Annotated in this window: 21 protein-coding genes; 18 read left to right on the top strand and 3 right to left on the bottom strand. The window is 59.5% G+C overall.

All coding sequences use genetic code 11. The features are described from left to right. Window positions 1-95 precede the first annotated feature (95 nt). From rpsA to C1N62_RS10870, 11 genes are all read left to right on the top strand, one after another. The gene (gene rpsA, locus C1N62_RS10920) at window positions 96-1,769 is read left to right on the top strand and encodes a 30S ribosomal protein S1 (RefSeq protein WP_137764990.1); all 1,674 of its coding nucleotides are present in this window, start codon (window positions 96-98) and stop codon (window positions 1,767-1,769) included. Between the two features lie 60 nt (window positions 1,770-1,829). Further along, on the top strand, window positions 1,830-2,114 hold the full coding sequence (gene ihfB / locus C1N62_RS10915) for an integration host factor subunit beta (RefSeq protein ID WP_137763655.1): 285 nt from the start codon (window positions 1,830-1,832) through the stop codon (window positions 2,112-2,114). Between the two features lie 232 nt (window positions 2,115-2,346). Beyond that, window positions 2,347-4,620, top strand: coding sequence for a ComEC family protein (locus tag C1N62_RS10910; protein WP_137764989.1), 2,274 nt, complete (start codon window positions 2,347-2,349; stop codon window positions 4,618-4,620). A gap of 36 nt (window positions 4,621-4,656) precedes the next feature. Further along, window positions 4,657-6,405 carry a lipid A ABC transporter ATP-binding protein/permease MsbA gene (gene msbA / locus C1N62_RS10905; RefSeq protein ID WP_137763654.1) on the top strand — a complete coding sequence of 583 codons (1,749 nt, stop codon included), beginning with the start codon at window positions 4,657-4,659 and terminating at the stop codon, window positions 6,403-6,405. Continuing rightward, window positions 6,402-7,400: a tetraacyldisaccharide 4'-kinase gene (lpxK, locus tag C1N62_RS10900; protein WP_137763653.1), complete on the top strand. Its 999-nt coding sequence runs from the start codon at window positions 6,402-6,404 to the stop codon at window positions 7,398-7,400. The genes msbA and lpxK overlap by 4 nt, the downstream gene beginning before the upstream one ends. A gap of 283 nt (window positions 7,401-7,683) precedes the next feature. Continuing rightward, window positions 7,684-7,893, top strand: coding sequence for a cold shock domain-containing protein (locus tag C1N62_RS10895; protein WP_137763652.1), 210 nt, complete (start codon window positions 7,684-7,686; stop codon window positions 7,891-7,893). Between the two features lie 206 nt (window positions 7,894-8,099). Continuing rightward, the gene (locus C1N62_RS10890; protein ID WP_137763651.1) at window positions 8,100-8,315 is read left to right on the top strand and encodes a cold-shock protein; all 216 of its coding nucleotides are present in this window, start codon (window positions 8,100-8,102) and stop codon (window positions 8,313-8,315) included. Window positions 8,316-8,400: 85 nt separating this feature from the next. Continuing rightward, the gene (locus C1N62_RS10885) at window positions 8,401-9,648 is read left to right on the top strand and encodes a winged helix-turn-helix domain-containing protein (RefSeq protein WP_137763650.1); all 1,248 of its coding nucleotides are present in this window, start codon (window positions 8,401-8,403) and stop codon (window positions 9,646-9,648) included. Between the two features lie 69 nt (window positions 9,649-9,717). Continuing rightward, entirely contained in the window at window positions 9,718-9,900 is a 183-nt protein-coding gene (locus C1N62_RS10880) for a Trm112 family protein (protein ID WP_137763649.1), read from the top strand. After that, window positions 9,897-10,646 carry a 3-deoxy-manno-octulosonate cytidylyltransferase gene (gene kdsB, locus C1N62_RS10875; RefSeq protein WP_137763648.1) on the top strand — a complete coding sequence of 250 codons (750 nt, stop codon included), beginning with the start codon at window positions 9,897-9,899 and terminating at the stop codon, window positions 10,644-10,646. Before C1N62_RS10880 ends, kdsB begins: the two co-directional genes overlap by 4 nt. A 148-nt stretch (window positions 10,647-10,794) precedes the next feature. Next, complete coding sequence (locus C1N62_RS10870; protein ID WP_137763647.1) at window positions 10,795-11,688, top strand: YcbJ family phosphotransferase; 894 nt, start codon at window positions 10,795-10,797, stop codon at window positions 11,686-11,688. Here the strand turns inward: C1N62_RS10870 and elyC are convergent. Further along, window positions 11,664-12,443: an envelope biogenesis factor ElyC gene (gene elyC / locus C1N62_RS10865; RefSeq protein WP_137763646.1), complete on the bottom strand. Its 780-nt coding sequence runs from the start codon at window positions 12,441-12,443 to the stop codon at window positions 11,664-11,666. The two genes, C1N62_RS10870 and elyC, sit on opposite strands and share 25 nt — an antisense overlap. A gap of 132 nt (window positions 12,444-12,575) precedes the next feature. Between elyC and cmoM the strand changes: the two genes are divergently transcribed. The 7 genes from cmoM (at window position 12,576) to C1N62_RS10830 (ending at window position 23,352) form a co-directional block, all read left to right on the top strand. Continuing rightward, window positions 12,576-13,367 carry a tRNA uridine 5-oxyacetic acid(34) methyltransferase CmoM gene (gene cmoM, locus C1N62_RS10860; RefSeq protein WP_370465560.1) on the top strand — a complete coding sequence of 264 codons (792 nt, stop codon included), beginning with the start codon at window positions 12,576-12,578 and terminating at the stop codon, window positions 13,365-13,367. Next, a complete protein-coding gene (gene mukF / locus C1N62_RS10855) occupies window positions 13,364-14,686 on the top strand; it encodes a chromosome partition protein MukF (RefSeq protein WP_137763645.1) in 1,323 nt (440 codons plus the stop codon). Before cmoM ends, mukF begins: the two co-directional genes overlap by 4 nt. Next, window positions 14,667-15,398 (top strand): chromosome partition protein MukE, encoded by a 732-nt coding sequence (mukE, locus tag C1N62_RS10850; protein WP_137763644.1) that lies wholly within the window; start codon window positions 14,667-14,669, stop codon window positions 15,396-15,398. Before mukF ends, mukE begins: the two co-directional genes overlap by 20 nt. Further along, window positions 15,395-19,843 (top strand): chromosome partition protein MukB, encoded by a 4,449-nt coding sequence (gene mukB / locus C1N62_RS10845; RefSeq protein ID WP_137763643.1) that lies wholly within the window; start codon window positions 15,395-15,397, stop codon window positions 19,841-19,843. Before mukE ends, mukB begins: the two co-directional genes overlap by 4 nt. Window positions 19,844-20,077: 234 nt before the next feature. Further along, a complete protein-coding gene (gene ldtD, locus C1N62_RS10840; RefSeq protein WP_137763642.1) occupies window positions 20,078-21,934 on the top strand; it encodes a L,D-transpeptidase in 1,857 nt (618 codons plus the stop codon). Between the two features lie 182 nt (window positions 21,935-22,116). After that, window positions 22,117-22,668, top strand: coding sequence for a YcbK family protein (locus tag C1N62_RS10835; protein ID WP_137763641.1), 552 nt, complete (start codon window positions 22,117-22,119; stop codon window positions 22,666-22,668). A 54-nt stretch (window positions 22,669-22,722) separates the two neighbouring features. Beyond that, window positions 22,723-23,352, top strand: a complete 630-nt coding sequence (locus tag C1N62_RS10830) for an MBL fold metallo-hydrolase (RefSeq protein ID WP_137763640.1) — start codon at window positions 22,723-22,725, stop codon at window positions 23,350-23,352. A 59-nt stretch (window positions 23,353-23,411) separates the two neighbouring features. Here C1N62_RS10830 and C1N62_RS10825 read toward each other — a convergent pair whose 3' ends face one another. Next, window positions 23,412-24,602: an amino acid aminotransferase gene (locus C1N62_RS10825; RefSeq protein WP_137763639.1), complete on the bottom strand. Its 1,191-nt coding sequence runs from the start codon at window positions 24,600-24,602 to the stop codon at window positions 23,412-23,414. A gap of 182 nt (window positions 24,603-24,784) precedes the next feature. Further along, window positions 24,785-25,885, bottom strand: coding sequence for a porin OmpF (gene ompF, locus C1N62_RS10820; RefSeq protein ID WP_305036960.1), 1,101 nt, complete (start codon window positions 25,883-25,885; stop codon window positions 24,785-24,787). Between the last annotated feature and the right edge of the window lie 131 nt (window positions 25,886-26,016).

Below are 26,016 nucleotides of genomic sequence, written 5' to 3'. Positions count from 1 at the left end.
CCCTGCTGCCAGGAACGGTGGCGGGGCATGTGAAACAACCCCATCCGGCGGGATGCTAGATGGACGTTAAACTTAAGAACCTAAAGATTATCAACATGACTGAATCTTTTGCTCAACTCTTTGAAGAATCCTTAAAAGAAATCGAAACCCGTCCGGGTTCCATCGTTCGTGGCGTTGTTGTTGCTATCGATAAAGACGTAGTGCTGGTTGACGCTGGCCTGAAGTCTGAATCTGCCATCCCGGCTGAGCAATTCAAAAACGCACAGGGCGAGCTGGAAATCCAGGTTGGTGACGAAGTAGACGTGGCTCTGGACGCGGTAGAAGACGGCTTCGGTGAAACCCTGCTGTCCCGCGAGAAAGCGAAACGTCACGAAGCATGGCTGATGCTGGAAAAAGCTTACGAAGAAGCAGCGACTGTTACCGGTGTTATCAACGGTAAAGTCAAAGGCGGCTTCACCGTTGAGCTGAACGGTATCCGTGCGTTCCTGCCAGGTTCCCTGGTTGACGTGCGTCCGGTTCGCGACACGCTGCACCTTGAAGGCAAAGAGCTTGAGTTCAAAGTCATCAAGCTGGACCAGAAGCGCAACAACGTTGTTGTTTCTCGCCGTGCGGTCATCGAATCCGAGAACAGCGCAGAGCGCGATCAGCTGCTGGAAAACCTGCAGGAAGGCATGGAAGTTAAAGGTATCGTTAAGAACCTCACTGACTACGGTGCATTCGTTGATCTGGGCGGCGTTGACGGCCTGCTGCACATCACTGACATGGCGTGGAAACGCGTTAAGCATCCGAGCGAAATCGTCAACGTTGGCGACGAAATCACCGTTAAGGTGCTGAAGTTCGACCGCGAGCGTACCCGTGTCTCCCTGGGCCTGAAACAGCTGGGCGAAGATCCGTGGGTTGCTATCGCTAAGCGCTACCCGGAAGGCACTAAGCTGACCGGCCGTGTAACCAACCTGACTGACTACGGCTGCTTCGTTGAAATCGAAGAAGGCGTTGAAGGCCTGGTACACGTTTCCGAAATGGATTGGACCAACAAAAACATCCACCCGTCCAAAGTTGTTAACGTTGGCGACGTAGTGGAAGTAATGGTTCTGGACATTGACGAAGAGCGTCGTCGTATCTCCCTGGGTCTGAAACAGTGCAAAGCCAACCCGTGGCAGCAGTTCGCAGAAACCCACAACAAGGGCGACCGCGTTGAAGGTAAAATCAAGTCTATCACTGACTTCGGTATCTTCATCGGCCTGGACGGCGGCATCGACGGCCTGGTTCACCTGTCTGACATCTCCTGGAACGTTGCAGGCGAAGAAGCAGTACGTGAATACAAAAAAGGCGACGAAATCGCAGCGGTTGTTCTGCAAGTTGACGCAGAACGCGAGCGTATCTCCCTGGGCGTTAAGCAGCTGGCGGAAGACCCGTTCAATAACTACCTGTCTATGAACAAGAAAGGTGCTATTGTTACTGGTAAAGTCACTGTAGTAGACGCTAAAGGTGCTACAGTTGAATTAGCGGGCGGCGTAGAAGGCTACCTGCGTGCATCTGAAGCTTCTCGCGACCGCGTTGAAGATGCAACTCTGGTTCTGAATGTAGGCGACGAAGTTGAAGCTAAATTCACCGGCGTTGACCGTAAGAACCGCGTTGTAAGCCTGTCCGTCCGTGCTAAGGACGAAGCTGACGAGAAAGATGCCATCGCTTCTGTTAACAACAAACAGGAAGAAGGTAACTTCTCTAACGCTATGGCTGAAGCTTTCAAAGCGGCTAAAGGCGAGTAATGACGGGGGGCGGCCTTGCCGCCCCGAAACGGTAGTTAAGCTGCAAAGCTTGGAGGAAACATGACCAAGTCTGAACTCATTGAAAGACTTGCTGGCCAGCAATCTCATATTCCGGCGAAAGCCGTTGAAGATGCAGTGAAAGAGATGCTTGAGCATATGGCCGGTACGCTGGCTGAAGGTGAACGCATTGAAATTCGCGGATTCGGCAGTTTTTCACTTCACTACCGTGCGCCGCGTATCGGGCGTAACCCTAAAACTGGTGACAAAGTGGAGTTGGACGGCAAATATGTCCCGCACTTCAAACCGGGTAAAGAGTTGCGCGACCGCGCGAACATTTATGCCTGATATGATGGCATAAAGTTATTGCCTTAGAGATTATGAAACGGCGCCCTTGGGCGCCGTTTTTTTATGTTTGAAAAAAGCATCTTTGGAAAGCCGCTCTCAAAATGAGTTGTAACGCCAGTGCGTGCTTTTTTTCTTTCCCTGCCAGATTCCACCTCTGCTTTTTTCCTCAACTTACCCTGCGCAGCTTGCTGCACACTGCTTTTCCAGTGAAGTCTTTATAGCGGGGTGGGGTATCAAGCTGTCAATTAACCAGATCTCATCAGCCGTTATTATCGGCACCCTGCCTTTGTTGCTGTGGCATACACTGCCACCATTATGGGTCTGCCCAGCACTGCTCGTCCTGACGCTGGCAGGCAGCTATGTTGCGTCCAAGCCAGCAGTGTGTTGGCTGGGAGTAATGCTGCTGGCGTTAGTCTGGTCACTTATCCACGCCCATCTGTCACTCAAGCAGGTAGACAGACTTTATCAGCATCAGGTGAATGTGCAGGGTAGGGTCACTTCGCTGGCTCTCAGTGACGAGCCGGAGGAGCGGTATGCCATCACCCTCTATCAGGTAGAGGGTCAGGGGTTGTTCCCACCGGTAACGGCATGGGTAGAGTGGCCACCTCAGGGTACTGTAAGGTGCGCCGGACAAATCTGGCAGTTGCAGATGGCATTGCGTCCCGTACATAGCCAGTTAAATGAGGGCGGTTTTGATCGCCAGCGCTGGGCAATGGCGCGCCACCAGTTGTTGGAGGGCAGGGTCATCACTGCCACGCCATTGGATTTATCATGCGGTTGGCGTCAGCGGGTGATCCAGTATGCCCAGCATATCCTGCCAGTCACCCACCATCAGGGCATCCTGCTGGCACTGGCATTTGGGGAGAGTCGCTTTCTGGATCGCGAGACCAAATTGCTGCTGCAACAGACGGGCGTTGCCCACCTGATGGCAATTTCAGGGTTGCATATTGGCATGGCAGCGCTTTTTGGTTGGGTGCTGGCGCGTGGACTACAGATTCTGCTGCCAGGGCGCTATATCGGCCATCGCTTTCCACTGCTGTTAAGCGGGGCAGTGGCTCTACTCTATATCATGCTCTCTGGCGTCAATCCGCCAGCGGTAAGGAGCGGGATTGCACTTGGCCTGTGGTTGCTATTGCGACTGTGCGCCATCCGGTGCAGCGGCTGGCAGGTAGGGCTATGGACGATGGCGCTGATTTTGGCGGTGAACCCTTTGATGGTGTTGTCAGACAGTTTCTGGCTCTCCTGTTTTGCTGTCGGCGCGCTGCTGTTCTGGTTTCACTGGTGCCCATTGCCAGTGCGCTATGCCACGGGTTGGCGATGGCTTGGCCTGCGCTGGCTGCATCTGCAACTCTGCATGTTTATGTTACTGGTGCCTTTGCAAATCGCCATTTTTCATGGCTTGAGTCTGGCTTCTTTGCCAGCGAACCTATGGGCCGTGCCCTTGGTCTCCTTTCTGGTGGTGCCACTGATCCTGCTCGCCCTCTGTCTACTGTGGCTGCCGGCCATCGCCGGTACATTGTGGCAGGGGGCGGATGGAGTATTGGACTGGGCATTGGCACCGCTGACGTGGTTGCAGTCAGGCTGGATAGAGTGGGATCAGCGCGCGCTCTACTGGAGTGGGGCAGGCTGGCTGGCCGTCGTGGTCTGGCGCCTTGGCATAGTGAAACAGGTAGTGCCAGTGATGGTGTTAACCGGGGTGAGCATTGTGCATCTTAATGCCCCACCTGCTGCGCAGTGGCGAGTGGACATGCTGGATATTGGCCACGGACTGGCAGTGCTAATAGAGAAAGAGGGACGGGGCGTGCTCTATGACACCGGCAACCGCTGGCCGGGTGGCAGTAGCGCCGAGCAGACTATCTTGCCTTTTCTGCGCTGGCGTCACGTTACCCTTGAAGAGATCATCATCAGTCACGCCCATCTTGATCATCAGGGTGGGCTGGCAGCGCTGCAGAAAGCCTTTCCCCATGCTACCCTCCGTTCATCACAGCGCGGCCTGCCGGGCTTGCCCTGCCAGCAGGGCGAACAGTGGCAGTGGCGCGGGCTGCATTTTCAGGCGCTGTGGCCGAAAAGGCTGGCGGAACAGGCGGGCAATAATGACTCTTGCGTGGTAAAGGTTTCAGATGGCACCCACCATCTGTTGCTGACGGGTGATATTGAGCGGGAGGCGGAGCAGCAGCTATTGCGCGAACAGCGCCCGGCACTGACGGCAACCATCCTGCAAGCGCCACACCATGGCAGCAATACCTCCTCTATTGCGCCGTTCCTGCGGGCAGTCCAGCCCCAGATCGCCATTGCCTCTGCCTCACGTTATAACGCCTGGCGATTGCCCTCGATTCGGGTTCGGCGGCGCTATCAGGCGGCAGGTATTCCGTGGCGTGATACCTCGCGATCGGGACAATTGTCTGTACTTTTTTCATCCGATAGTTGGGAATTACAGGGTTTCCGCGAGCAAATAGTGCCACGTTGGTATCACCAGCGGTTTGGCGTACAGAAGGATAATGAGTAGAATGAGCCGCTATTACTTTCGAAGCTGGTTAATTGCATGATGAATGATAAAGATCTCTCCACCTGGCAGACCTTTCGTCGCCTCTGGCCGATGATCGCACCGTTTAAAACAGGCCTGATCGCAGCGGCCATCGCACTGATTCTTAATGCGGCCAGTGATACCTTTATGCTGTCGCTCCTGAAGCCACTGCTCGACAATGGTTTCGGCAAGGCGGACAGCTCCATCCTGCTGTGGATGCCGTTGGCCGTTATTGGATTGATGCTGGTACGCGGCATCACCAGCTTTGTTTCAAGCTACTGTATCTCATGGGTATCAGGCAAAGTGGTCATGCATATGCGCCGTCGCCTGTTCAGCCACATGATGGGAATGCCGGTCTCCTTCTTTGACCAGCAATCCACCGGCACACTGCTCTCACGCATCACCTATGACTCCGAGCAGGTTGCCTCTTCCTCCTCCAGCGCGCTGATTACCGTAGTACGCGAGGGGGCCTCCATCATTGGTCTGTTTACCTTGATGTTCTACTACAGTTGGCAGCTTTCGCTGATCCTGATTGTGATTGCGCCGATTGTCTCGATTGCGATCCGGGTAGTCTCCAAGCGTTTCCGCAACATCAGCAAAAACATGCAGAACACGATGGGGCAGGTGACCACCAGCGCCGAACAGATGTTAAAAGGGCATAAAGAGGTGCTGATCTTTGGTGGCCAGCAAGTGGAAACCGAACGTTTTGATCAGGTAAGCAACCGCATGCGCCAACAGGGCATGAAAATGGTTTCTGCCTCCTCCATCTCCGATCCTATCATCCAGCTGATCGCCTCGCTGGCACTGGCCTTTGTGCTGTATGCCGCCAGTTTCCCGAGCGTGATGGAGACCCTGACGGCCGGTACCATCACCGTGGTCTTCTCCTCAATGATCGCCCTGATGCGCCCGCTGAAATCTTTGACTAACGTCAATGCCCAGTTCCAGCGCGGCATGGCAGCCTGCCAGACGCTGTTCTCTATCCTGGACATGGAACAGGAGAAAGACGAAGGCAGCCGTGAGGTCACGCGTGCTGTTGGCGAGATTGAGTTCCGCCACGTCACCTTCAGCTACCCCGGCAAAGATATTCCGGCCCTGCGTGACATCAACCTGCACATTCCAGCCGGCAAAACGGTGGCACTGGTTGGCCGCTCTGGCTCCGGTAAATCCACCATCGCCAGCCTGATGACGCGCTTCTATGACGTCCAGGAAGGCGAGATCCTGATGGATGGGCATGACCTGCGCGAATATACCCTGGCGTCATTGCGTCGGCAGGTGGCGCTGGTGTCGCAGAATGTGCACCTGTTCAATGACACCATTGCCAATAACATTGCCTATGCCAGCCAGGAGCGCTACAGCCGCGAGCAGATTGAGCAGGCAGCGCGCATGGCCTACGCCATGGACTTCATTGAGAAGATGGATAATGGTCTGGACACGGTCATTGGCGAAAACGGCGTGATGCTCTCTGGCGGCCAGCGCCAGCGTATCGCGATCGCCCGTGCGCTGCTGCGTGACTGCCCGGTGCTGATTCTGGATGAGGCCACCTCCGCGCTGGATACAGAGTCTGAGCGCGCTATCCAGAAGGCGCTGGATGAGCTGCAAAAGAACCGAACATCGCTGGTGATTGCTCACCGCCTCTCCACCATTGAGAGCGCCGATGAGATTCTGGTGGTGGAAGATGGTCGAATTGTGGAGCGCGGCAATCACGCTGATCTGCTGGCGCAGAGCGGCGTGTATGCCCAGCTGCACCGGATGCAGTTCGGCCAATGATTGAGAAGATCTGGGCCGGGCGCTCGCCCCTCTATCTGCTGCTGCTGCCGCTCTCCTGGCTGTATGGCGCCATCTCCACGTTGATTCGTCTGAGTTATCGCTGGGGTTGGCGCAAGAGCTGGCAGGCCCCGGTGCCGGTGGTGGTGGTGGGCAACCTGACGGCCGGCGGCAACGGCAAAACGCCGGTGGTGATCTGGCTGGTGGAGCAACTCCAGCAGCGTGGCCTGAAAGTGGGGGTGGTCTCACGTGGTTATGGCGGCAAAGCGGAGCACTATCCGCTGCGTGTGACCGCAGAGACTTCCACCCAGCAGGCAGGGGATGAGCCGGTTCTGATCTTCCAACGTACCGGTGCGCCGGTGGCCGTCGCGCCAAAACGCCGTGAGGCGGTCGAGGCGCTGCTGGCAGAGCAGGTTGACATCGTAGTGACCGATGATGGCCTGCAACACTATGCCCTGCAACGGGACGCAGAGATTGTGGTGGTGGATGGCGTGCGTCGTTTTGGAAATGGCTGGTGGCTACCGGCCGGGCCGATGCGTGAGCGTGCCGGACGCCTGCGCTCAGTGGATGCGGTGATCACCAACGGCGGGCAGGCCCAGCCAGGGGAGATTGCCATGACGCTGCACGCTGGCATGGCCGTAAACCTGCTGACCGGCGAGCGGCGCGCCGCTGCCAGCCTGCCGCACGTGGTGGCAATGGCGGGCATTGGCCATCCGCCACGCTTTTTTGCCACGCTGGAAGCGTTGGGCGTACAGATTGCGCGCCGCGTACCCTTTGCCGATCATCAGGCCTACCAGCCAGACCAACTGGCCGCATTAACCCCCGCCGGTGAGACGCTATTGATGACGGAAAAAGACGCAGTGAAGTGCCGCGCCTTTGCCCAAGCCTCATGGTGGTATTTGCCGGTCAATGCCGTTATGGAGAGTGCGCAAGCCACAGTGCTGCTGGATAAACTGGTCGCACAGGTAAAAAATATCACGCCTGAAACGGCAAAGTAACGGCTAATGTCCGCCGTGGCGATATAACTTTACAGCCCGCGTTGAAGGGCTACAGTAAAAAGCTTGCTAACGCCCTGCGAATATGCGTAAATGATGGCCTGCCTGTGAGCAGGCCTATTTATGCGTTAAGTGATCCAATTAGAGTTAAGCCCTCCCTCCAAGCCGTCGTATCGATTTTGCTTCCAGGTTGAACCCCCTCTCGTTGTACCCCCCATAAATGATGTTTCTGCCCTGGCTAATAATGCCGTTACGGTAATGTGATTAAAAATTTAAAGGTAATAAAATGTCCAAGAAAACTGGTCAGGTTAAATGGTTCAACGAGAGCAAAGGTTTTGGTTTTATTGAGCAGCATGATGGCGGCAAAGATGTATTTGTTCACTTCTCTGCGATTGCTTCTGAAGGTTTCAAAACTCTGGCAGAAGGCCAGCGTGTAGAGTACACCATTCAGGATAGCCCGCGTGGGCCAGCCGCTGCCAACGTGGTTGCGCTGTAAGAACCGCACAGTCGGTGCCAAGGCAGGATAAATTCAGATTATTGCTGATTCCCCTGCCTCGCAAACTGATCAATTCTGAACCCGCAGTGATGCGGGTTTTTAAAACGGCTCAAAAGAGGTTGTTTATTGAAGACACGATTGAGCAACAGTATCCGGCGCACGGAAAAGGCGTCCGTTGATGCTCAACAACAAAGGAATATAAAAATATGATGTTAAAAACCGGACGAGTAAAATGGTATAACCAAGCCAAAGGCTATGGTTTTATTTCCCCGAGTGACGGCGGTAGCGATCTTTATGTGAATCGCATGGCGATTGCCAACAATAAAAATAAGTCACTGCAAGAGGGGCAGCAGGTGGAATTTACCTGTTACCACAGTGTCTACCACGGTCTTTCTGCCGCGGATGTTATTGCATTTCGTTAATTTATCTTGGGTAGCGTGATTTTACCCATAGTCTGAATTGTGCTATCGATTATCCTGTATCATCCCACGATCAATGGATATCGTTATGCCCAGCCCGACCCTATCTCTGGCCGACACCCGCACACTCCACCTCGCTGCTCAAGGCCTGCTCCGCCCACCGACCGGATCGCCGCAACCCCACCAGTTGCTGGATGCCATACGGGCGATGGGGCTGTTGCAGATAGACACCATCAGCGTGGTCGCCCGCAGTCCCTATCTGGTGCTGTTCAGCCGCTTAGGGGCCTATCCACCCGCTTGGTTGGATGAGGCGCTCGCCCAGCGCCAGCTGTTTGAGTACTGGGCGCATGAAGCCTGCTTTATCCCAATTGAAGATTTCCGCCTGTTGCGCCACCGGATGCTGGACCCGGCCAATATGGGCTGGAAGTACAATGCCGCTTGGCATCAGGCGCACCAGCCCGCCATTGAAAAATTGCTGGCGCACATTGAGCAACATGGGCCAGTACGCTCGGCGGATTTCTCACGGCCCGCCGGCAGCGGCAATGGCTGGTGGGACTGGAAACCGGAGAAGCGCCACCTGGAGACGCTGTTTACGCTGGGGCAGGTGATGGTGGCGGAGCGGCGTAATTTCCACCGTGTCTACGATGTGACCGCACGCGTCAAACCCGACTGGTCTGACACGCGCGACGCGTTGGATGAGGCCACGGCGCGTCAGGAGATGCTGCGGCGCAGCGCGCGCAGCCTTGGCATCTTCAAGGCGGCATGGTTGCCGGACTACTACCGGCTGAAGCGGGTAGCGCTCAAACCGGCCATCGCCGCGATGTTGGAGGAGGGAAGCCTGCATCCGGTCAGCGTCGAGGGCAGCGATGAGCCTTGGTATGTGCACCACAGCCTGTTGCCGCTCTGCCAGCAGATGCAGCAGCGGCGCATCCGCTCCTCCGTCACTACGCTCCTTTCCCCCTTTGACCCAGTGGTGTGGCACCGCAAGCGCGCCCTGGAGCTGTTCGATTTTGATTACCGCATTGAGTGCTATACGCCGCAGGAGAAGCGCCGCTACGGCTACTTTGTGCTGCCGATTTTGCAGCGTGGGGCGTTGATTGGCCGCACGGATGCCAAGATGCATCGCAAGGAGGGGGTATTCGAGATCAAGGGGCTATGGCTGGAGCCGGGCGTGCGGCTTGGGGCGCAACGGCTACGTGACCTGACCGAGGCGGTAACGCGCTGCGCACGTTGGCATGGCGCGACGCGCATTGCGGTGGACGCGGTGCCAGAGGCGTTGCGACCGCACTGGGGGCAGGGCTGGGCGTGCGGGCAGGAGATTGGCGGGCAGGCTTAACCGCCAGCAAACGAGTATGGTATCCTGACGCCCTTAGCGCTTTTAACCCCATCCCAGCATGGAGGAAATATGGATCATCGTTTACTGGAAATAGTGGCCTGCCCGGTCTGCAACGGCAAACTCTATTTCAACAAAGAGAATCAGGAACTGGTATGCAAGGCGGACGGCCTGGCCTACCCGGTGCGGGACGGCATCCCGGTGCTGCTGGAGAATGAGGCGCGCGCGCTGTCAGCAGACGAGAGGCACCCATGAGTTTCATCGCCATCATCCCTGCCCGTTACGCCTCCAGCCGCCTGCCGGGCAAGCCACTGGCGGATATCCACGGCAAGCCAATGGTCGTGCATGTGGTCGAGCGGGCGCGTGAGTCTGGCGCGGATCGGGTGATTGTCGCTACCGATCACCCGGAAGTGGCGGCTGCGGTCGAGGCCGCAGGCGGCGAGGTGTGCATGACCCGCCCGGATCACCAGTCCGGCACCGAGCGGTTGGCCGAAGTGATTGACCGCCTGGGCTTTGGCGATGACGACATCATTGTCAACGTGCAAGGCGATGAGCCGATGATCCCGCCGGTGATTATCCGTCAGGTGGCGGAGAACCTCGCCAACTGTCAGGCGGGCATGGCGACGCTGGCGGTGCCGATTGAGACGGCGGAAGAGGCGTTCAACCCGAATGCGGTGAAAGTGGTACGTGACGCGCAAGGCTTTGCGCTCTACTTCTCCCGCGCCACCATTCCGTGGGATCGGGAGCGCTTCGCGCAGTCGCGTGACGCCATTGGCGATCACTTCCTGCGCCATCTCGGCATCTACGCCTATCGCGCGGGCTTTGTGCGCCGCTACGTCACCTGGGCGCCCAGCACGCTGGAGAACATCGAGCTGCTGGAGCAGTTACGCGTGCTGTGGTATGGCGAAAAGATCCATGTTGACGTCGCGCAGGCCGTACCGGCGGTGGGCGTAGACACCCCAGAGGATCTGGCCCGCGTCCGCGCGGCGCTGGCGAAATAACCCTCCGGCCGGGCGCCCCGTCGCCCGGCCGCATATATTCTGTTTTTACCCCGTCGCAAAGAATCCGTGCAATCTTGATCTACATTGAAGAATTGACGGAGTAACACTTCCATCATGGACTGAACTTTTCAACCGAGGTCAGTGCCCCATGGAACAGCTCAAAGCCGAACTTAGCCAGGTGCTGGGCGAACCCTTGTCCCGCCTGGAGTGTGTCAGCGAACAGCCCTACGCCCACCTTTTTGCCCTCTACGACGCCCAAGGGCACGCCGTGCCGCTGCTGGCGAAGAGTTATCTTGCCGCCGGCATTGCCCGGCAGGAGGCCTATAAACTCTCAATGCTCTCGCGGGAGGGATTGGTGCGGATGCCAGCGGTCTACGGGCTGGTGGTGACCCGCCAGTCGCCCTACAAGGATGTGCTGTTGATGGAGCGGCTGCGCGGCGTGCCGGTGGAGGCCCCGACGCGCAACCCGCAGCGCTGGGAGACGCTGAAAGAGCAGATTGTCGAGGGCATTCTGGCGTGGCATCGCATTGACAGCCACGGCTGCGTCGGCACGGTGGACAGCACGCAGGAGAACAACTGGCGCAACTGGTATCGCCAGCGGGTTGAGGTGCTGTGGGTGACACTCAGCCAGATGCAGGCCCCGCAGTTCACGGCGGCGGATCGGGCGCTGCTCTACCGCGCCCGCGCCAACTTGCCGCAACTGTTCCAGGATTTTGATGACAGCGCGGTGCTGGTGCATGGCAACCTGACCCTGCGCAGCATGGTGAAGGACGCGCGCAGTGACCAGCTGCTGGCGATGGTCAATCCCGGCGTGGTGCTGTGGGCGCCGCGCGAGTATGACCTGTTCCGCCTTAGCGAGGAGGGGGCCGCTGGCGAGCTGCTGGGGGCTTACCTGCAACGCGCGCCGGTGGCGGAAAGCTTTGTCGCGCGCCGCTGGCTCTATGCCCTGTGGGAGGCGGTTGGCCGGCTGCTGCATACCGGCCAGCTTGACCAACCGGCCTTCGCCCATGCCAGCCGTCAGTTGTTGCCCTGGCTCTCCTGACTCCCCCGCAGCCGCTGCCACAGGCGGCCCAGCCCCTCATACCACACCCGCTCACTGTGGGCGAGATAGAGCGCTTGCGGGATGGCCTGCTCCCAGCCATTCAGCGGGGAGCTGATCGCCAGCTGGTTGGCTGGCACCGGAATCGGCTGCAACCCGCGCGCGTGGAAGAAGCCAATTGCCCGCGGCAGGTGGTTGGCAGAGGTGATCAGCAGGAAGGGCTGTTTCCCCACCAGCGTGGCCACCTGCGCCGCCTCCTGTTCGGTGTCGCGCGGCTGATCCAACATGATGATGTCGCCAGCCGGTACCCCCAGACTCTCCGCCACCAGCGCCGCCGTGCGCGCGCTACTGACCGGGTTGGTTGGCGCGGCCGCGCCAGTGAACACCAGTTTCGCGCCGGGGTGGCGCAGGTATTGCCGTACCCCCTCCGTCACGCGCGGCAGGCTGTTGCCAATCAGGTTGGAGCTTGGTGCCCACTCTGGGTTGAAGGTGTAGCCGCCGCCCAGTACCACAATGTAGCCCACCGATGTGGTGCCTTGGTAAGTTGGGAAGCGTGCCTCTAGCGGCCTCAGCAAGCGATCGGCGACCGGTTGCAGGCTTAGCAGCAATAAAAACAGCCAGGCGCAGGAAATCAGCACTTTTCCCGTGCGTTGCCACTGGGTACACCAGAGCAGGATGAGCGCAACGCCCATGATCAACAACAGAAAAGAGAGCGGCATCATCAGGCCGCCCACCCACTTTTTCAGGTCAAAAAGCATGAAAACCGGTCCTTCTGGGTGAAAAAACGACATCCGGGCAACTTTGCGCGGCAATAAGATTTATTCTACGTCAGCCTGTGCCAAAATAGCAGGCTCGAAAATCTCCCCCAGCCTGCATGGAGCCTGTCGCCGATGTCGATACCCGGCCGCAATTTTGATGATATTGCTGAGAAATTTGCCCGCAATATTTACGGCACCACCAAGGGCCGGATTCGCGAGGCCGTGCTGTGGCAGGATCTTCACCAGCTGCTGGCCGCGCTCCCGCAGCGCCCGTTGCGCATTCTCGATGCCGGCGGTGGCGAGGGAAAAATGGCCTGCGAACTGGCCGCTTTAGGACATCAGGTCTTGTTGTGCGATCTCTCCGGTGAGATGATCCAACGCGCCCAAGCGGCGGCAGAGGCCAAAGGCGTCAGCCATAACATGCAGTTTGTGCAGAGCGCCGCCCAGGATATTGCCAGCCACCTGGATGCGCCGGTGGATCTCATTTTGTTCCACGCGGTGCTGGAGTGGGTGGCGGAGCCGCAGGCAGTGCTGCACGCACTGTATCACTGCCTGGCACCGGGCGGCGCGCTGTCGCTGATGTTCTTCAATCACCACGGTCTGGTGATGCGCCATATGGTGGTCGGCAACTTCGACTACGTGGACGCCAATATGCCGGTCAAGAAGAAGCGGTCGCTGGCCCCGGACTACCCGTTGGTGCCAGCTGAGGTGTATGGCTGGCTGGAGCAGATGGGCATGGAGATCCGCGGCAAGACCGGGGTGCGCGTGTTCCATGACTACCTCAAAAATAAACAGCAGCAGACAGAGGAGTTCGCGGCGCTGCTGGCGCTGGAACAGCGCTACTGCCGGCAGGAACCTTTTGTGAGTTTGGGGCGCTACATCCATGTGATGGCGCACAAACCGAATGTGAAGGACGAATCATGAGTGAAATTTCCCAGACTGTACCCGAACTGGTCGCCTGGGCACGGAAAAATGACTTCTCCATTTCGCTCCCCACGGAGCGGCTGGCCTTTTTACTGGCGATAGCAACCCTCAATGGCGAACGCCTTGACGGTGAAATGAGTGAGGGTGAGTTGGTCGATGCGTTTCGTCACGTCAGCCAGGGCTTTGAGCAGACCAATGAGACCATTAACGTTCGTGCCAACAACGCCATCAATGACATGGTCAAACAGCGGCTGATCAACCGCTTCACCAGCGAACATGCGGATGGCCTCGCCATCTACCGCCTGACGCCGCTGGGCATCGGCATTACCGACTACTACATCCGCCAGCGCGAATTCTCCACGCTGCGCCTCTCCATGCAGCTATCGATGGTGGCGCAGGAGCTGAAACGCGCCGCCGACGCCGCGGAAGAGAACGGCGATGAGCTGCACTGGCACCGTCAGGTGTTCGCGCCGTTGAAGTACTCGGTGGCGGAGGTGTTTGACAGCATCGACCTGAGCCAGCGCCTGATGGATGAGCAGCAGCAGGGGGTGAAAGAGGATATCGCCGCGCTGCTCAACAAGGATTGGCGCGCCGCCATCTCCAGCTGTGAGCTGCTGCTCTCCGAGACCTCCGGCACACTGCGCGAGTTGCAGGATACCCTGGAGGCCGCCGGTGACAAATTGCAGGCCAACCTGTTGCGCATTCAGGCGGCAATGCCGATGGAGATGGAGCTGGGCTTTATCGACAAGCTGGTGTTTGACCTGCAAAACAAGCTGGATCGCATCATCAGTTGGGGCCAGCAGGCCATCGATCTCTGGATCGGCTACGACCGCCACGTGCACAAGTTTATCCGTACCGCCATCGATATGGACAAGAACCGCGTCTTCGCCCAGCGCCTGCGGCAGTCGGTGCAGAACTACTTTGACCAGCCCTGGACGCTGACCTACGCCAACGCCGAGCGCCTGATCGACATGCGCGATGAGGAGCTGGCGCTGCGCAGCGAAGAGGTCACCGGCGAGTTGCCACCGGATCTGGAGTTCGAGGAGTTCAACGAGATCCGCGAACAGCTGGCGGCCATGATCGAGGCGGCTCTGGCGGTCTACCGGGACGAAAACACCCCGCTCAATCTGGGCGCGGTGATGCGCGATTACCTGGCGCAATACCCGCGTGCGCGTCATTTCGATGTGGCACGCATCGTGGTCGACCAGGCGGTACGCCTCGGTGTGGCCGAAGCAGATTTCACCGGATTGCCGGCCGAATGGCAGGCGATCAATGATTACGGAGCCAAGGTACAGGCCCATGTCATCGACAAATATTGAAGCAGTGATGCCAGTCAAACTGGCACAGGCCCTGGCCAACCCGCTCTTCCCGGCACTGGACAGCCAGTTGCGCAGCGGTCGCCACATCGGCATTGAAGAGCTGGACAACCACGCCTTCCTGATGGATTTCCAGGACGAAATGGGCGACTTTTACGCCCGCTACAACGTAGAGCTGATCCGCGCGCCGGAGGGGTTCTTCTACCTGCGCCCGCGCTCCACCACCCTGATCCCGCGCTCGGTGCTCTCCGAGTTGGACATGATGGTCGGCAAGATCCTCTGTTACCTCTACCTCAGCCCGGAGCGGCTGGCCCACGAGGGCATCTTCAGCCAGCAGGAGTTGTATGACGAGCTGCTGAGCCTCGCTGACGAGGGCAAGCTGCTGAAGTTCGTCAACCAGCGCTCTTCCGGCTCCGATCTGGATCGGCAGAAGTTGCAGGAGAAGGTGCGCACCTCGCTCAACCGCCTGCGTCGGCTGGGAATGGTCTACTTCATGGGCGGCGACAACAACAAGTTCCGCATTACGGAGGCGGTGTTCCGCTTCGGCGCTGACGTGCGCAGCGGCGATGATCCGCGCGAGGCGCAACTGCGTATGATCCGCGACGGTGAGGCGATGCCGGTCGAGAGCAGCCTCTCCCTGCGGGATGAGAGCGATGAGGGCGAAGGCGAACAGGCCGGTGATGTAGTGCCGGCGCGTGGAGGGGATGAAGAATGATTGAACGCGGTAAATTTCGCTCACTGACGCTGGTCAACTGGAACGGCTTCTTTGCCCGTACCTTTGACCTCGACGAGCTGGTCACCACCCTGTCGGGCGGCAACGGTGCCGGGAAATCCACCACCATGGCGGCCTTTGTCACTGCCCTGATCCCGGATTTGACGCTGCTGCACTTCCGCAACACCACCGAGGCGGGCGCCACCAGCGGCTCGCGTGACAAGGGGCTGCACGGCAAACTGCGCGCTGGCGTCTGTTATTCGGCGCTGGATGTGGTCAACTCCCGCCACCAGCGGGTGATTGTCGGCGTGCGCCTGCAACAGGTCGCCGGGCGCGACCGCAAGGTGGACATCAAGGCGTTTACCATCCAGGGGCTGCCGACCGCGCTGCAACCGACGCAGATCCTGACCGAAACGGTCGGGGAGCGTCAGGCGCGCGTGCTGCCGTTGCAGGAGCTGAAAGAGAAAGTCGAGGCGATGGAGGGGGTGCAGTTCAAGCAGTTCAACTCCATCACTGACTACCACTCGCTGATGTTTGATCTGGGCGTCATCCCGCGCCGCCTGCGCTCCTCCTCGGATCGCAGCAAGTTCTACCGCCTGATTGAGGCGTCGCTGTATGGCGGCATCTCCAGCACCATTACCCGCTCGCTGCGCGACTACCTGCTGCCGGAAAACAGCGGCGTGCGCAAGGCGTTTCAGGACATGGAAGCGGCACTGCGCGAGAACCGCATGACGCTGGAGGCGATCCGCGTCACCCAGTCTGACCGCGATCTCTTCAAGCACCTGATCTCCGAAGCGACCTCCTACGTGGCTGCTGACTACATGCGCCACGCCAATGAGCGCCGGGTACATCTGGATGGCGCGCTGACACTGCGCAATGAGCTGCTCGCCGGCCGCAAGCAGCTGATCCATGAGCAGTACCGCCATGTCGAGATGGCGCGTGAGCTGGGTGAGCACAGCGGCGCGGAGTCAGACCTTGAGACCGACTATCAGGCCGCGAGCGACCACCTGAATCTGGTGCAGACCGCGATGCGCCAGCAGGAGAAAATTGAGCGCTACCAGTCCGATCTGGATGAGCTGACCTACCGGCTGGAGGAGCAGAATGAGGTGGTGGCCGAGGCCGCCGACCTGCACGCTGAGCATGAGGCGCGCGCTGAAGCCGCCGAAGCCGAGGTGGACGAGCTGAAGAGCCAGCTGGCCGACTACCAGCAGGCGCTGGATGTGCAGCAGACGCGCGCCATCCAGTACCAGCAGGCGCTGCACGCGCTCAACCGCGCGCGCGAGTTGTGCGAGCTGCCGGATCTGGAGAGCGCCAACGCCGGGCAGTGGCTGGAGACCTTCAACGCCAGAGAGCAGGAGGCCACCGACACCCTGTTGCAGCTTGAGCAGAAGATGAGCGTGGCCGCGGCGGCGCACAGCCAGTTTGAGCACGCCTACCAGCTGGTGGTGAACATCGCTGGCGAGGTGGGGCGCAGCGAGGCGTGGCAAACCGCGCGCGACCTGCTGCGCGAGTGGGGCACCCAGCAGCATCAGGCCGAGCGGGTCGCCCCGTTGCGCCTGCGCCTGAGCGAGCTGGAGCAGCGCCTGCGTGAACAGCAGGAGGCCGAGCGCCAGTTGCAGGAGTTCTGCAAACGCAGCGGGCGTGACTGCCCGCCGGAGGAGCTGGAGAGCGCCCAGTATGAGCTGGAGGAGCGCATCGAGACCCTCACCGCCGCCGTGGATGAGGCCGGTGAGCAGCGCATGGCGATGCGTCAGGAGATGGAGCAGCTGCAACAGCGCATCAAGGCGCTGACCGCGCGCGCGCCAGTCTGGCTGGCGGCGCAGGAGGCACTGGATCAGCTGGCCGTCCAGAGTGGCGAGGAGCTGGAGGGTAGCCAGCAGGTCACTGAGTACATGCAGCAGTTGCTGGAGCAGGAGCGCGAAACCACCGTGGAGCGCGACGAGGTGGCGGCGGCCAAGCGGCTGGTGGATGCGCAGATTGAGCGCCTGAGCCAGCCGGGCGGCGCAGAGGATCCGCGTCTGGTGGCGCTGGCCGAGCGCTTCGGCGGCGTGCTGCTCTCCGAGATCTATGATGACGTCACCCTGGATGACGCGCCGTACTTCTCGGCGCTCTATGGCCCGTCGCGCCACGCCATCGTGGTGCCGGATCTCTCGTTGATCCGCGATCAGCTTAATGGAATGGAGGAGTGCCCGGAGGATCTCTACCTGATCGAGGGCGATCCGCAATCCTTTGACGACAGCGTGCTGGATGTCGAGGAGCTGGAGCGTGCGGTAGTGGTCAAGGTCGCCGATCGCCAGTGGCGCTACTCGCGCTTCCCGTCCGTGCCGCTGTTTGGCCGCGCGGCGCGTGAGAGCCGGCTGGAGACGCTGCATCAGGAGCGCGAGACATTGGCGGAGCGCTACGCGACGCTCTCCTTTGACGTGCAGAAGATCCAGCGCGCCCATCAGGCCTTCAGCCGCTTTATCGGCACCCACCTGGCGGTGGCGTTTGAGGACGATCCTGAGGCGGAGATGCGGGCGCTGGCCACGCGCCGCAGCGAGCTGGAGCGCGCGCTGGCAGCCCATGAGGCGCAGAACCAGCAGCAGCGCCAGCAGTTTGAGCAGGCGAAAGAGGGCATTGCCCAACTGAACCGCCTGTTGCCACGGGTGGCGTTGCTGTGTGACGACACCCTGCCAGACCGCGTGGAGGAGATCCGCGAGGAGCTGGAGGAGGCACAGGAGGCCGCGCGTGCCATCCAGCAGCACGGGGCCGCGCTGGCCAAACTCGAGCCGTTGGTGTCAGTGTTGCAGAGCGACCCGGAGCAGCATGAGCAGCTCAAGGCGGATTACGCTGACGCGCAGCACCTGCAACGTCTGGCGAAACAGCAAGCCTTCGCCCTGACCGAAGTGGTGCAGCGCCGCGCCCACTTCAGCTACACCGATTCGGCGGGCATGGTGCATGACAACAGCGACCTGAATGACAAGCTGCGCCAGCGGCTGGAGCATGCGGAGGCGGATCGCACCCGCGCGCGCGATCAGTTGCGCCAGCATCAGGCCCAGCTGACCCAGTACAGCCAGGTGCTGGCCTCGCTGAAAAGTTCCTATGACGCCAAGCGCGACATGCTGAAGGAGCTGACGCAGGAGTTGCAGGATATTGGCGTCCGGGCGGATGCCGACGCGGAGGCGCGTGCGCGCAGCCGCCGCGATGAGCTGCACGCCGCGCTGAACAATAACCGCGCCCGTCGCAACCAGCTGGAGAAGCAGCTGACCTTCTGCGAAGCGGAGATGGATACCCTACAGAAGCGGTTGCGTAAGGTGGAGCGGGATTACCACCAGCTGCGCGAGCAGGTGGTGGCGGCGAAAGCTGGCTGGTGCGCGGTGATGCGGCTGGTGAAAGATAATGGCATGGAGCGTCGCCTGCATCGCCGTGAACTGGCCTACATGGGTGCCGACGAACTGCGCTCCATGTCGGACAAGGCGCTGGGCGCGCTGCGGCTGGCGGTGGCGGACAACGAACACCTGCGCGATGTGCTGCGCCTCTCCGAAGATCCGAAGCGACCGGAGCGCAAGGTGCAGTTCTATATCGCCGTCTACCAGCATCTGCGCGAGCGCATCCGTCAGGACATCATCCGTACCGATGATCCGGTGGAGGCGATTGAGCAGATGGAGATTGAGCTGGGCCGCCTGACGGAGGAGCTGACCGCCCGCGAGCAGAAGCTGGCCATCAGTTCGAAGAGCGTGGCGAACATCATCCGCAAAACCATCCAGCGCGAGCAGAACCGCATCCGGATGCTCAATCAGGGCCTGCAGGCCGTGGCCTTCGGCCAGGTGAAGAGCGTCCGGCTCAACGTCAATGTGCGCGAGGCGCACGCCACGCTGCTGGAGGTGCTCTCTGAGCAGCAGGAGCAGCATCAGGATCTGTTCAACAGCAACCGCCTGACCTTCTCTGAGGCACTGGCGAAGCTGTACCAGCGCCTCAACCCGCAGATTGATATGGGTCAGCGCACACCACAGACCATTGGCGAGGAGTTGCTGGACTACCGCAACTACCTGGAGATGGAGGTGGAGGTGAACCGTGGTTCCGACGGCTGGCTGCGCGCGGAGAGCGGGGCGCTCTCCACCGGCGAGGCGATCGGCACCGGCATGTCGATTCTGGTGATGGTGGTGCAGAGCTGGGAGGAGGAGTCCCGCCGCCTGCGCGGCAAAGATATCTCCCCTTGTCGTTTGCTGTTCCTTGATGAAGCCGCGCGTCTGGATGCCAAGTCCATCGCCACGCTGTTTGAGCTGTGTGAGCGGCTGGAGATGCAGTTGATCATCGCCGCGCCAGAGAACATCAGCCCAGAGAAGGGCACCACCTATAAGCTGGTGCGTAAAGTGGTGCAGAACCATGAGCATGTGCACGTGGTCGGGCTGCGCGGTTTTGCCCCAGTGGAGCCTGTCATAGATAGCAGTGTTGCAGCTGAAGCCTGAAATAATCATGCTGAATAGTTGAGCAAAATAAATGTATCAAGCCGCCTCCGGGCGGCTTTTCATTTTCTGGCCTTTCTGCCACGCTATCTCTGGCAGTCACTGACATGCTGGCCCCCTCCCTTTAGGGAATTGTGGGGTGGCGAGGGCAAAAAATCAGTTCTGCTTTATACTTAGATAACGTTCCACCACAAGTAGATGATTGATATCTATTTGTATTTAACCAAGGGGCAAGGGATGATGCTTACGCGTCCTAGTACACTCAAGAGTTTGGTCGTCAGCTGCGCGCTGGCCTGGGGCACCACGTCACTTCACACCGCCGGCGCGGCGCCTGCGCTGCCTGCCACGGCGGGGAGCATCAGCACCCAGGATGCCGCCAGCCAGATCCGTGCGGCGCTGCCCGGAAAGATAACGCCTTTTTATCTAAATACCCTGACCTCCCTGTATGCGGCCAACCATATGCGGCCAATGTGGCGCGATGAGCAGGCAGTACAGCAGTTCCAGCAGCAGTTGGCGGAACTGGCGATCTCTGGTGTCCAGCCACAATTTACCCAGTGGGTGCGCCAGTTAAGCAATCCTGATCTGGATGGCATGGCGCGCGACATCGTGTTGTCAGATGCCATGCTCGGCTATCTGCAATTTGTCTCGGGCGTGGGCACCCACGGCAGTGACTGGCTCTACACCAGCGTGCCTTATAAGATGTCGCTGCCAGCTGCCACGGTGATCAACCAGTGGCAAATGGTGGTGGCGGGGCAGGCCACCCAGCCGCAGAGCCTGCGGAACTACATCACCTCACTGGCGCCGCAGCACCCGCAGTACGCGCGGATGCATCAGGCGCTGAAAGAGATGCTGGCGGATGGCCGCCCCTGGCCGCAGCTGGTCAACGGCCCCAGCCTGCGCCCCGGCCAATTGAGCGACGACATCCCGGCGCTGCGCGAGATTCTGGCGCGCTCCGGTATGCTGGATGCCAATGCCCAGCCACTGGCGGATGCCGATCCGTTGCCAGAGAGCGGCCCCAACAATGGCCCGGCGGTAGATGACGATCTGTCATTGGAGGAGGCTGCACCGCAGGAGAGCGCGCCGCCTACCACCGTCAGCCCAGCCGCTGCGCCGGTTGAGGATGTGCCGCCGTCACCGCAAAGCCCGCCGGCCGCCACGCCGGAGACCGCCACTGAGGTGCAAGATAACCGCTATACCCCCGATCTGGTCGAGGGCGTCAAGCGCTTCCAGAAGTGGCAGGGGCTGGCAGACGATGGCGTGATTGGCCGCCGCACCCGCGACTGGCTGAACGTCTCGCCGCAGACCCGCGCCACCCTGCTGGCACTGAATATCCAGCGGCTGCGCATCCTGCCGGGCAACGTCTCCACCGGCATTATGGTCAACATTCCTAACTATTCGCTGGTCTACTACCGTGATGGCAATGAGGTGCTGGCCTCCCGCGTGATTGTTGGCCGCCCGAGCCGCAAGACTCCGCTGATGAGCAGCGCGCTGAATAACGTGGTGGTCAACCCGCCGTGGAATGTGCCAACCACGCTCACCCGTCAGGACATCATTCCCAAGGCGCTGGGTGATGCCAGCTACCTGCAACGGCATGGCTATACGGTGTTGAGCGGCTGGAGCAATGATGCGGAGGTGATCGATCCGTCAATGATTGACTGGAGCATGGTGTCGCCGAACAGCTTCCCCTACCGCCTGCGTCAGGCGCCGGGGCCGACCAACTCGCTGGGGCGCTATAAGTTCAACATGCCAAGCTCGGATGCCATCTACCTGCATGACACGCCGAACCATGCGCTGTTCCAGAAGGATATCCGCGCCCTTAGCTCCGGCTGCGTGCGGGTGAATAAGGCCTCGGTGCTGGCGGACATGCTTTTGAAAGATGCGGGCTGGAACAGCGCACGCCTCAGCTCCACGCTGGAGGGGCGGAATACCACCTATGTGCCGATTCGTCACCATATCCCGGTGCAGCTCTACTATTTGACTGCCTGGGTGGCAGAGGATGGGAAACCGCAATTCCGAACAGATATTTACAATTATGATAAAACCGTGCGATCCGGCGCACAAATACTGCCTCAGGCCGAGCGCCTGCTGCAATAAATGTAGAAATTCCCACAAATTAACGGTCTGATTATCGGGCTGAATCCCCACAGTTGCTGCTGGAACGGGGGTTCAGCCCGTTTTTTGGTGGGTTGACTCACCTAACGTTGGCAGTTAAGGTTCGGGACAGCACAGCCAATGTGCTTATTTTTTGACTCTCTTGCCGGGTAATCAGACAGTTCATGGACCAAATAGATAAACAGCGCCGAAAGTGGCTGGCGTTAGGCGGCGCCGCTATGGGGATCGCACTGCTTCCAGGGCAGGCGTTCGCAACTCTCTCAACTCCTCGTCCCCGGGTATTGACGCTCAATAACCTGCATACTGGGGAAACGCTCAAAGCTGAGTTCTTTGATGGAAGGAATTACAACACGGACGAGTTGACCAGGCTGAATCATTTGTTCCGCGATTTTCGCGCCAATAAGATCAAGACCATTGACCCGAGCCTGTTTGACCAGCTCTATCGCCTTCAGGTAATGCTGGGCAACAACAAACCGGTTCAGCTCATCTCCGGTTACCGCTCGGTAGCCACCAATGACGACTTACGCAAGCACAGCAGCGGGGTGGCGAAGCACAGCTACCACACGCTCGGGCGTGCCATGGATTTCCACATTGAAGGTGTGCAACTGAGCAATATCCGCAAGGCCGCGTTAAAAATGCGTGCCGGTGGTGTAGGATATTACCCACGAAGCAACTTTGTGCACATTGATACTGGCCCAGTGCGTAACTGGTCCTGATAGGTGTGCGTTTACGCCGGTGCGGAAGGCGTTCCGCACCGGCCGTGGAGCCCTATGAACTACGTCACTATCCCCGTCACTGCCTTTGCCCAAAACTGTTCCCTGATCTGGTGCGATGCCAGCCATGAGGCTGCGATTGTCGATCCGGGCGGCGATGCCGACACCATCATTGCTGAAGTGGCCGCCCGGCCCATCACCGTCACCCAGATTTTGCTGACCCACGGCCACCTCGATCACGTTGGGGCGGCGGTTGAACTGGCGCAGCACTTTGGCGTGCCGCTGGTGGGGCCACAGCAGGAGGATCGCTTCTGGCTGGAGGCGCTGCCGGTGCAGAGCCAGATGTTTGGGCTGGCCGAGTGCGCGCCCTTTACCCCTGACCGCTGGTTGGAGGAGGGGGAGATCGTGCAGGTCGGCGAGATGCGGCTGGAGGTGTTGCACTGTCCCGGCCACACGCCGGGGCATATCGTGTTCGTCAACCGTGCCGCGCGCCTGATGATCTCCGGCGACGTGATCTTCCGTGGCGGGGTGGGGCGTACCGACTTCCCACGCGGCAGCCATGAGGCGCTGATTGATGCCATCCGCACCAAGCTACTGCCGCTGGGTGACGAGATGACCTTCCTGCCGGGGCATGGGCCAAGCTCTACCCTCGGCCATGAGCGCCTGACCAACCCGTTCCTCCAGTAACGGGCGTGACGCCAATAAAAAAGCCAGCCCGCGGGCTGGCTTTTTTTATGCCGGATGCATCAGAGCACCGCGACAATCGCCTCACACAGCGGCGCCATGTTGTCCGGCGTCAGGCCCGCGACGTTGATGCGGCCAGAGTTGACGGCGTAGACGCCGAACTCGCTACGCAGGCGCAGCACCTGCTCGGTGGTCAGGCCGCTGAAGGAGAACATGCCGTTCTGCTTGCTGATGAAGCTGAAATCTTGCTGTGCTCCCTTCTCCTGCAAGGTATTGACGAACAGCTGGCGCATACGCTGGATGCGCTGGCGCATGTCGGTCAATTCCTGCTCCCACAGGGCGCGCAGTGCCTCATTGCTGAGGATGGTCGCGACCACGGCCGCACCGTGGGCCGGCGGGTTGGAGTAGTTGGCGCGGATGGTGGCCTTGATCTGGCTGAAAGCGCGATCGGCGCTCTCTGAATCGGCGGTCACCAGGGTGCAGGCCCCGACGCGCTCATTGTACAGCCCGAAGTTTTTCGAGTAGGAGCTGGCGACAATCAGCTCGGCATGGCTGGCCGCAAAGATGCGCAGGCCCTGAGCATCCTCTTCCAGACCGTTGGCGAAGCCTTGGTAGGCGAAGTCAAACAGCGGCAGCCAACCCTTGGCCAGCGAGAGATCGGCCAGCTGTTGCCACTGCTCGGCGGTCGGATCGATGCCGGTCGGGTTGTGGCAGCAGCCGTGGAACAGCACCACGTCGCCGGCCTGCGCCGCGTCGAGGCTCTTGAGCATGGCGTCGAAGTCCAGCGCATGGTTCTCCGCGTCATAGTAGTGGTAGCTCAACACTTCCAATCCAGCGGAACCAAACACGTTGTTGTGGTTCGGCCAGGTGGGGTTGCTGATCCAGACGCGTTTGGCGTCCGTCTGGGTCGCCAGAAAATCAGCGGCGACGCGCAGCGCGCCAGTGCCGCCCGGCGTCTGGGCCGTGCGGGCGCGTTTGTCAGCAATCAGGGCGCTGGCCTGACCAAACAGCAGCGCTTGGGTGCAGCTGGCGAAGGCCGGGATGCCATCGATGCTCAGGTAATTTTTGGTGGCTTCGTTCTCGAGCAGGTATTGCTCGGCCTTCTTGACGCTGGTCAGCACCGGCGTTTGGCCGGTCTCATCTTTGTAGACGCCAATACCCAGGTTGATTTTGGTCGGGCGGTCATCGGCACGGAACAGGTCAGCCAGGCCCAGAATCGGGTCGGCAGGGGCAGCGGTGATTTTCTCAAACATGTAGAAACGTCCATGGCTTGTGATAAGCGGGCAGAAGCATCAGGTTAACGCCATGTCAGGCGTTTGCCAACCGTTTGCGGCAAAAAGAGCGGACAGGCTGGCGGGGGGGGCGGGGGGCAGAAAAAGAGAAGGCAGGGCCGAAGCCCTGCCTTATTCACACCTGATAAATCAGGAGATCGTGATTAGAACTGGTAAACCAGACCCAGCGCCACGATGTCGTCGCTGTTGATGCCCAGTGCGTTGTCGTCATCAATCTGGTTGATGCGGTAGTCAACGTAGGTGGACATGTTTTTGTTGAAGTAGTAGGTCGCGCCCACATCGAAGTATTTGATCAGGTCAACGTCGCCGATGCCTTCGATGTCTTTACCTTTGGACTGAACGTACGCCAGGGACGGACGCAGGCCGAAGTCGAACTGGTACTGTGCAACCACTTCGAAGTTCTGTGCTTTGTTGGCATAGCCAGCTACGCTGGTGGTAGAACCGTCGCTGTTACCGATCTGCTGGGAGAACGGAGTCGCGTTGCGGGTTTCACCGTACATGGCGGCCAGGTAGACGTTGTTGGCGTCATATTTCAGAGCGGTTGCCCAGCTCTGTGCTTTCTCGCCGTTGCCCAGTACGCCCGGTGCGTTCTGTGCGTTGGTGCGGTCAGATTCGCCGTATGCACCCACGATGCCTACACCGATTTCGCTGGTGTAAGAGGTGGACAGTGCCCAGCCGTCACCGTTTGCACGGCGGATGTCAGAACGGTCGTTTTTGCCCTGGTACTGGACTGCGAAGTCCCAGCCATCCACCAGGCCGAAGAAGTTGTGGTTACGGTAAGTTGCCACACCGGTAGAACGGCCGCTCAGGAAGCCATCGGAGTAACCGGAGTCACCGCCGAATTCTGGCAGCATATCGGTCCAGGCAATCGCGTCGTACAGCAGGCCGTAGTTACGACCGTAGTCGAAGGAGCCGTAGTCGCCGAATTTCAGACCCGCGAAGCCCAGACGGGTTTTGTTGCCGTCTTGTGCATCGGAACCTTCAGAGTTGTTCGCTTGAACGTTGTATTCCCACTGGCCGAAACCGGTCAGTTGGTCAGTAATTTGGGTTTCACCTTTGAAGCCGAAACGAACATAGGTCTGGTCGCCGTCGGAACCGTCGTCATCAGAGAAGTAGTGCAGACCAACAGCTTTACCGTACAGATCCAGCTTGTTGCCATCTTTGTTGTAGATTTCGGCGGCGTTCGCTGCGCCAGCAGCCAACAGAGCCGGGATAACCACTGCAAGAATGTTGCGCTTCATCATTATATTACCCTCATTGGTGTTATTCGGACACCTTGCCACTGCCGTTAATAGTTCTGGGAACTATTGTTGAAAGTTTGGTGTCTTCCTGTGTCTGCACGCAGTGTTCCATTGGTAGTACGGTTAATCTACCG

This window comes from Nissabacter sp. SGAir0207 (assembly GCF_005491205.1).
Classification (GTDB): domain Bacteria; phylum Pseudomonadota; class Gammaproteobacteria; order Enterobacterales; family Enterobacteriaceae; genus Chimaeribacter.
The sequence above is the reverse complement of the archived record's forward strand: the minus strand, read 5'-3'. Positions and strand labels throughout refer to the sequence as shown.

Excerpts from the sequence above, each read along its gene's own strand:
- rpsA (WP_137764990.1), top strand. The coding sequence starts at position 96 with ATGACTGAATCTTTTGCTCAACTCTTTGAAGAATCCTTAAAAGAAATC.
- ihfB (WP_137763655.1), top strand. The coding sequence starts at position 1,830 with ATGACCAAGTCTGAACTCATTGAAAGACTTGCTGGCCAGCAATCTCAT.
- msbA (WP_137763654.1), top strand. The coding sequence starts at position 4,657 with ATGATGAATGATAAAGATCTCTCCACCTGGCAGACCTTTCGTCGCCTC.
- lpxK (WP_137763653.1), top strand. The coding sequence starts at position 6,402 with ATGATTGAGAAGATCTGGGCCGGGCGCTCGCCCCTCTATCTGCTGCTG.
- C1N62_RS10895 (WP_137763652.1), top strand. The coding sequence starts at position 7,684 with ATGTCCAAGAAAACTGGTCAGGTTAAATGGTTCAACGAGAGCAAAGGT.
- C1N62_RS10890 (WP_137763651.1), top strand. The coding sequence starts at position 8,100 with ATGATGTTAAAAACCGGACGAGTAAAATGGTATAACCAAGCCAAAGGC.
- C1N62_RS10885 (WP_137763650.1), top strand. The coding sequence starts at position 8,401 with ATGCCCAGCCCGACCCTATCTCTGGCCGACACCCGCACACTCCACCTC.
- C1N62_RS10880 (WP_137763649.1), top strand. The coding sequence starts at position 9,718 with ATGGATCATCGTTTACTGGAAATAGTGGCCTGCCCGGTCTGCAACGGC.
- kdsB (WP_137763648.1), top strand. The coding sequence starts at position 9,897 with ATGAGTTTCATCGCCATCATCCCTGCCCGTTACGCCTCCAGCCGCCTG.
- C1N62_RS10870 (WP_137763647.1), top strand. The coding sequence starts at position 10,795 with ATGGAACAGCTCAAAGCCGAACTTAGCCAGGTGCTGGGCGAACCCTTG.
- elyC (WP_137763646.1), bottom strand. The coding sequence starts at position 12,443 with ATGCTTTTTGACCTGAAAAAGTGGGTGGGCGGCCTGATGATGCCGCTC.
- cmoM (WP_370465560.1), top strand. The coding sequence starts at position 12,576 with ATGTCGATACCCGGCCGCAATTTTGATGATATTGCTGAGAAATTTGCC.
- mukF (WP_137763645.1), top strand. The coding sequence starts at position 13,364 with ATGAGTGAAATTTCCCAGACTGTACCCGAACTGGTCGCCTGGGCACGG.
- mukE (WP_137763644.1), top strand. The coding sequence starts at position 14,667 with ATGTCATCGACAAATATTGAAGCAGTGATGCCAGTCAAACTGGCACAG.
- mukB (WP_137763643.1), top strand. The coding sequence starts at position 15,395 with ATGATTGAACGCGGTAAATTTCGCTCACTGACGCTGGTCAACTGGAAC.
- ldtD (WP_137763642.1), top strand. The coding sequence starts at position 20,078 with ATGATGCTTACGCGTCCTAGTACACTCAAGAGTTTGGTCGTCAGCTGC.
- C1N62_RS10835 (WP_137763641.1), top strand. The coding sequence starts at position 22,117 with ATGGACCAAATAGATAAACAGCGCCGAAAGTGGCTGGCGTTAGGCGGC.
- C1N62_RS10830 (WP_137763640.1), top strand. The coding sequence starts at position 22,723 with ATGAACTACGTCACTATCCCCGTCACTGCCTTTGCCCAAAACTGTTCC.
- C1N62_RS10825 (WP_137763639.1), bottom strand. The coding sequence starts at position 24,602 with ATGTTTGAGAAAATCACCGCTGCCCCTGCCGACCCGATTCTGGGCCTG.
- ompF (WP_305036960.1), bottom strand. The coding sequence starts at position 25,885 with ATGATGAAGCGCAACATTCTTGCAGTGGTTATCCCGGCTCTGTTGGCT.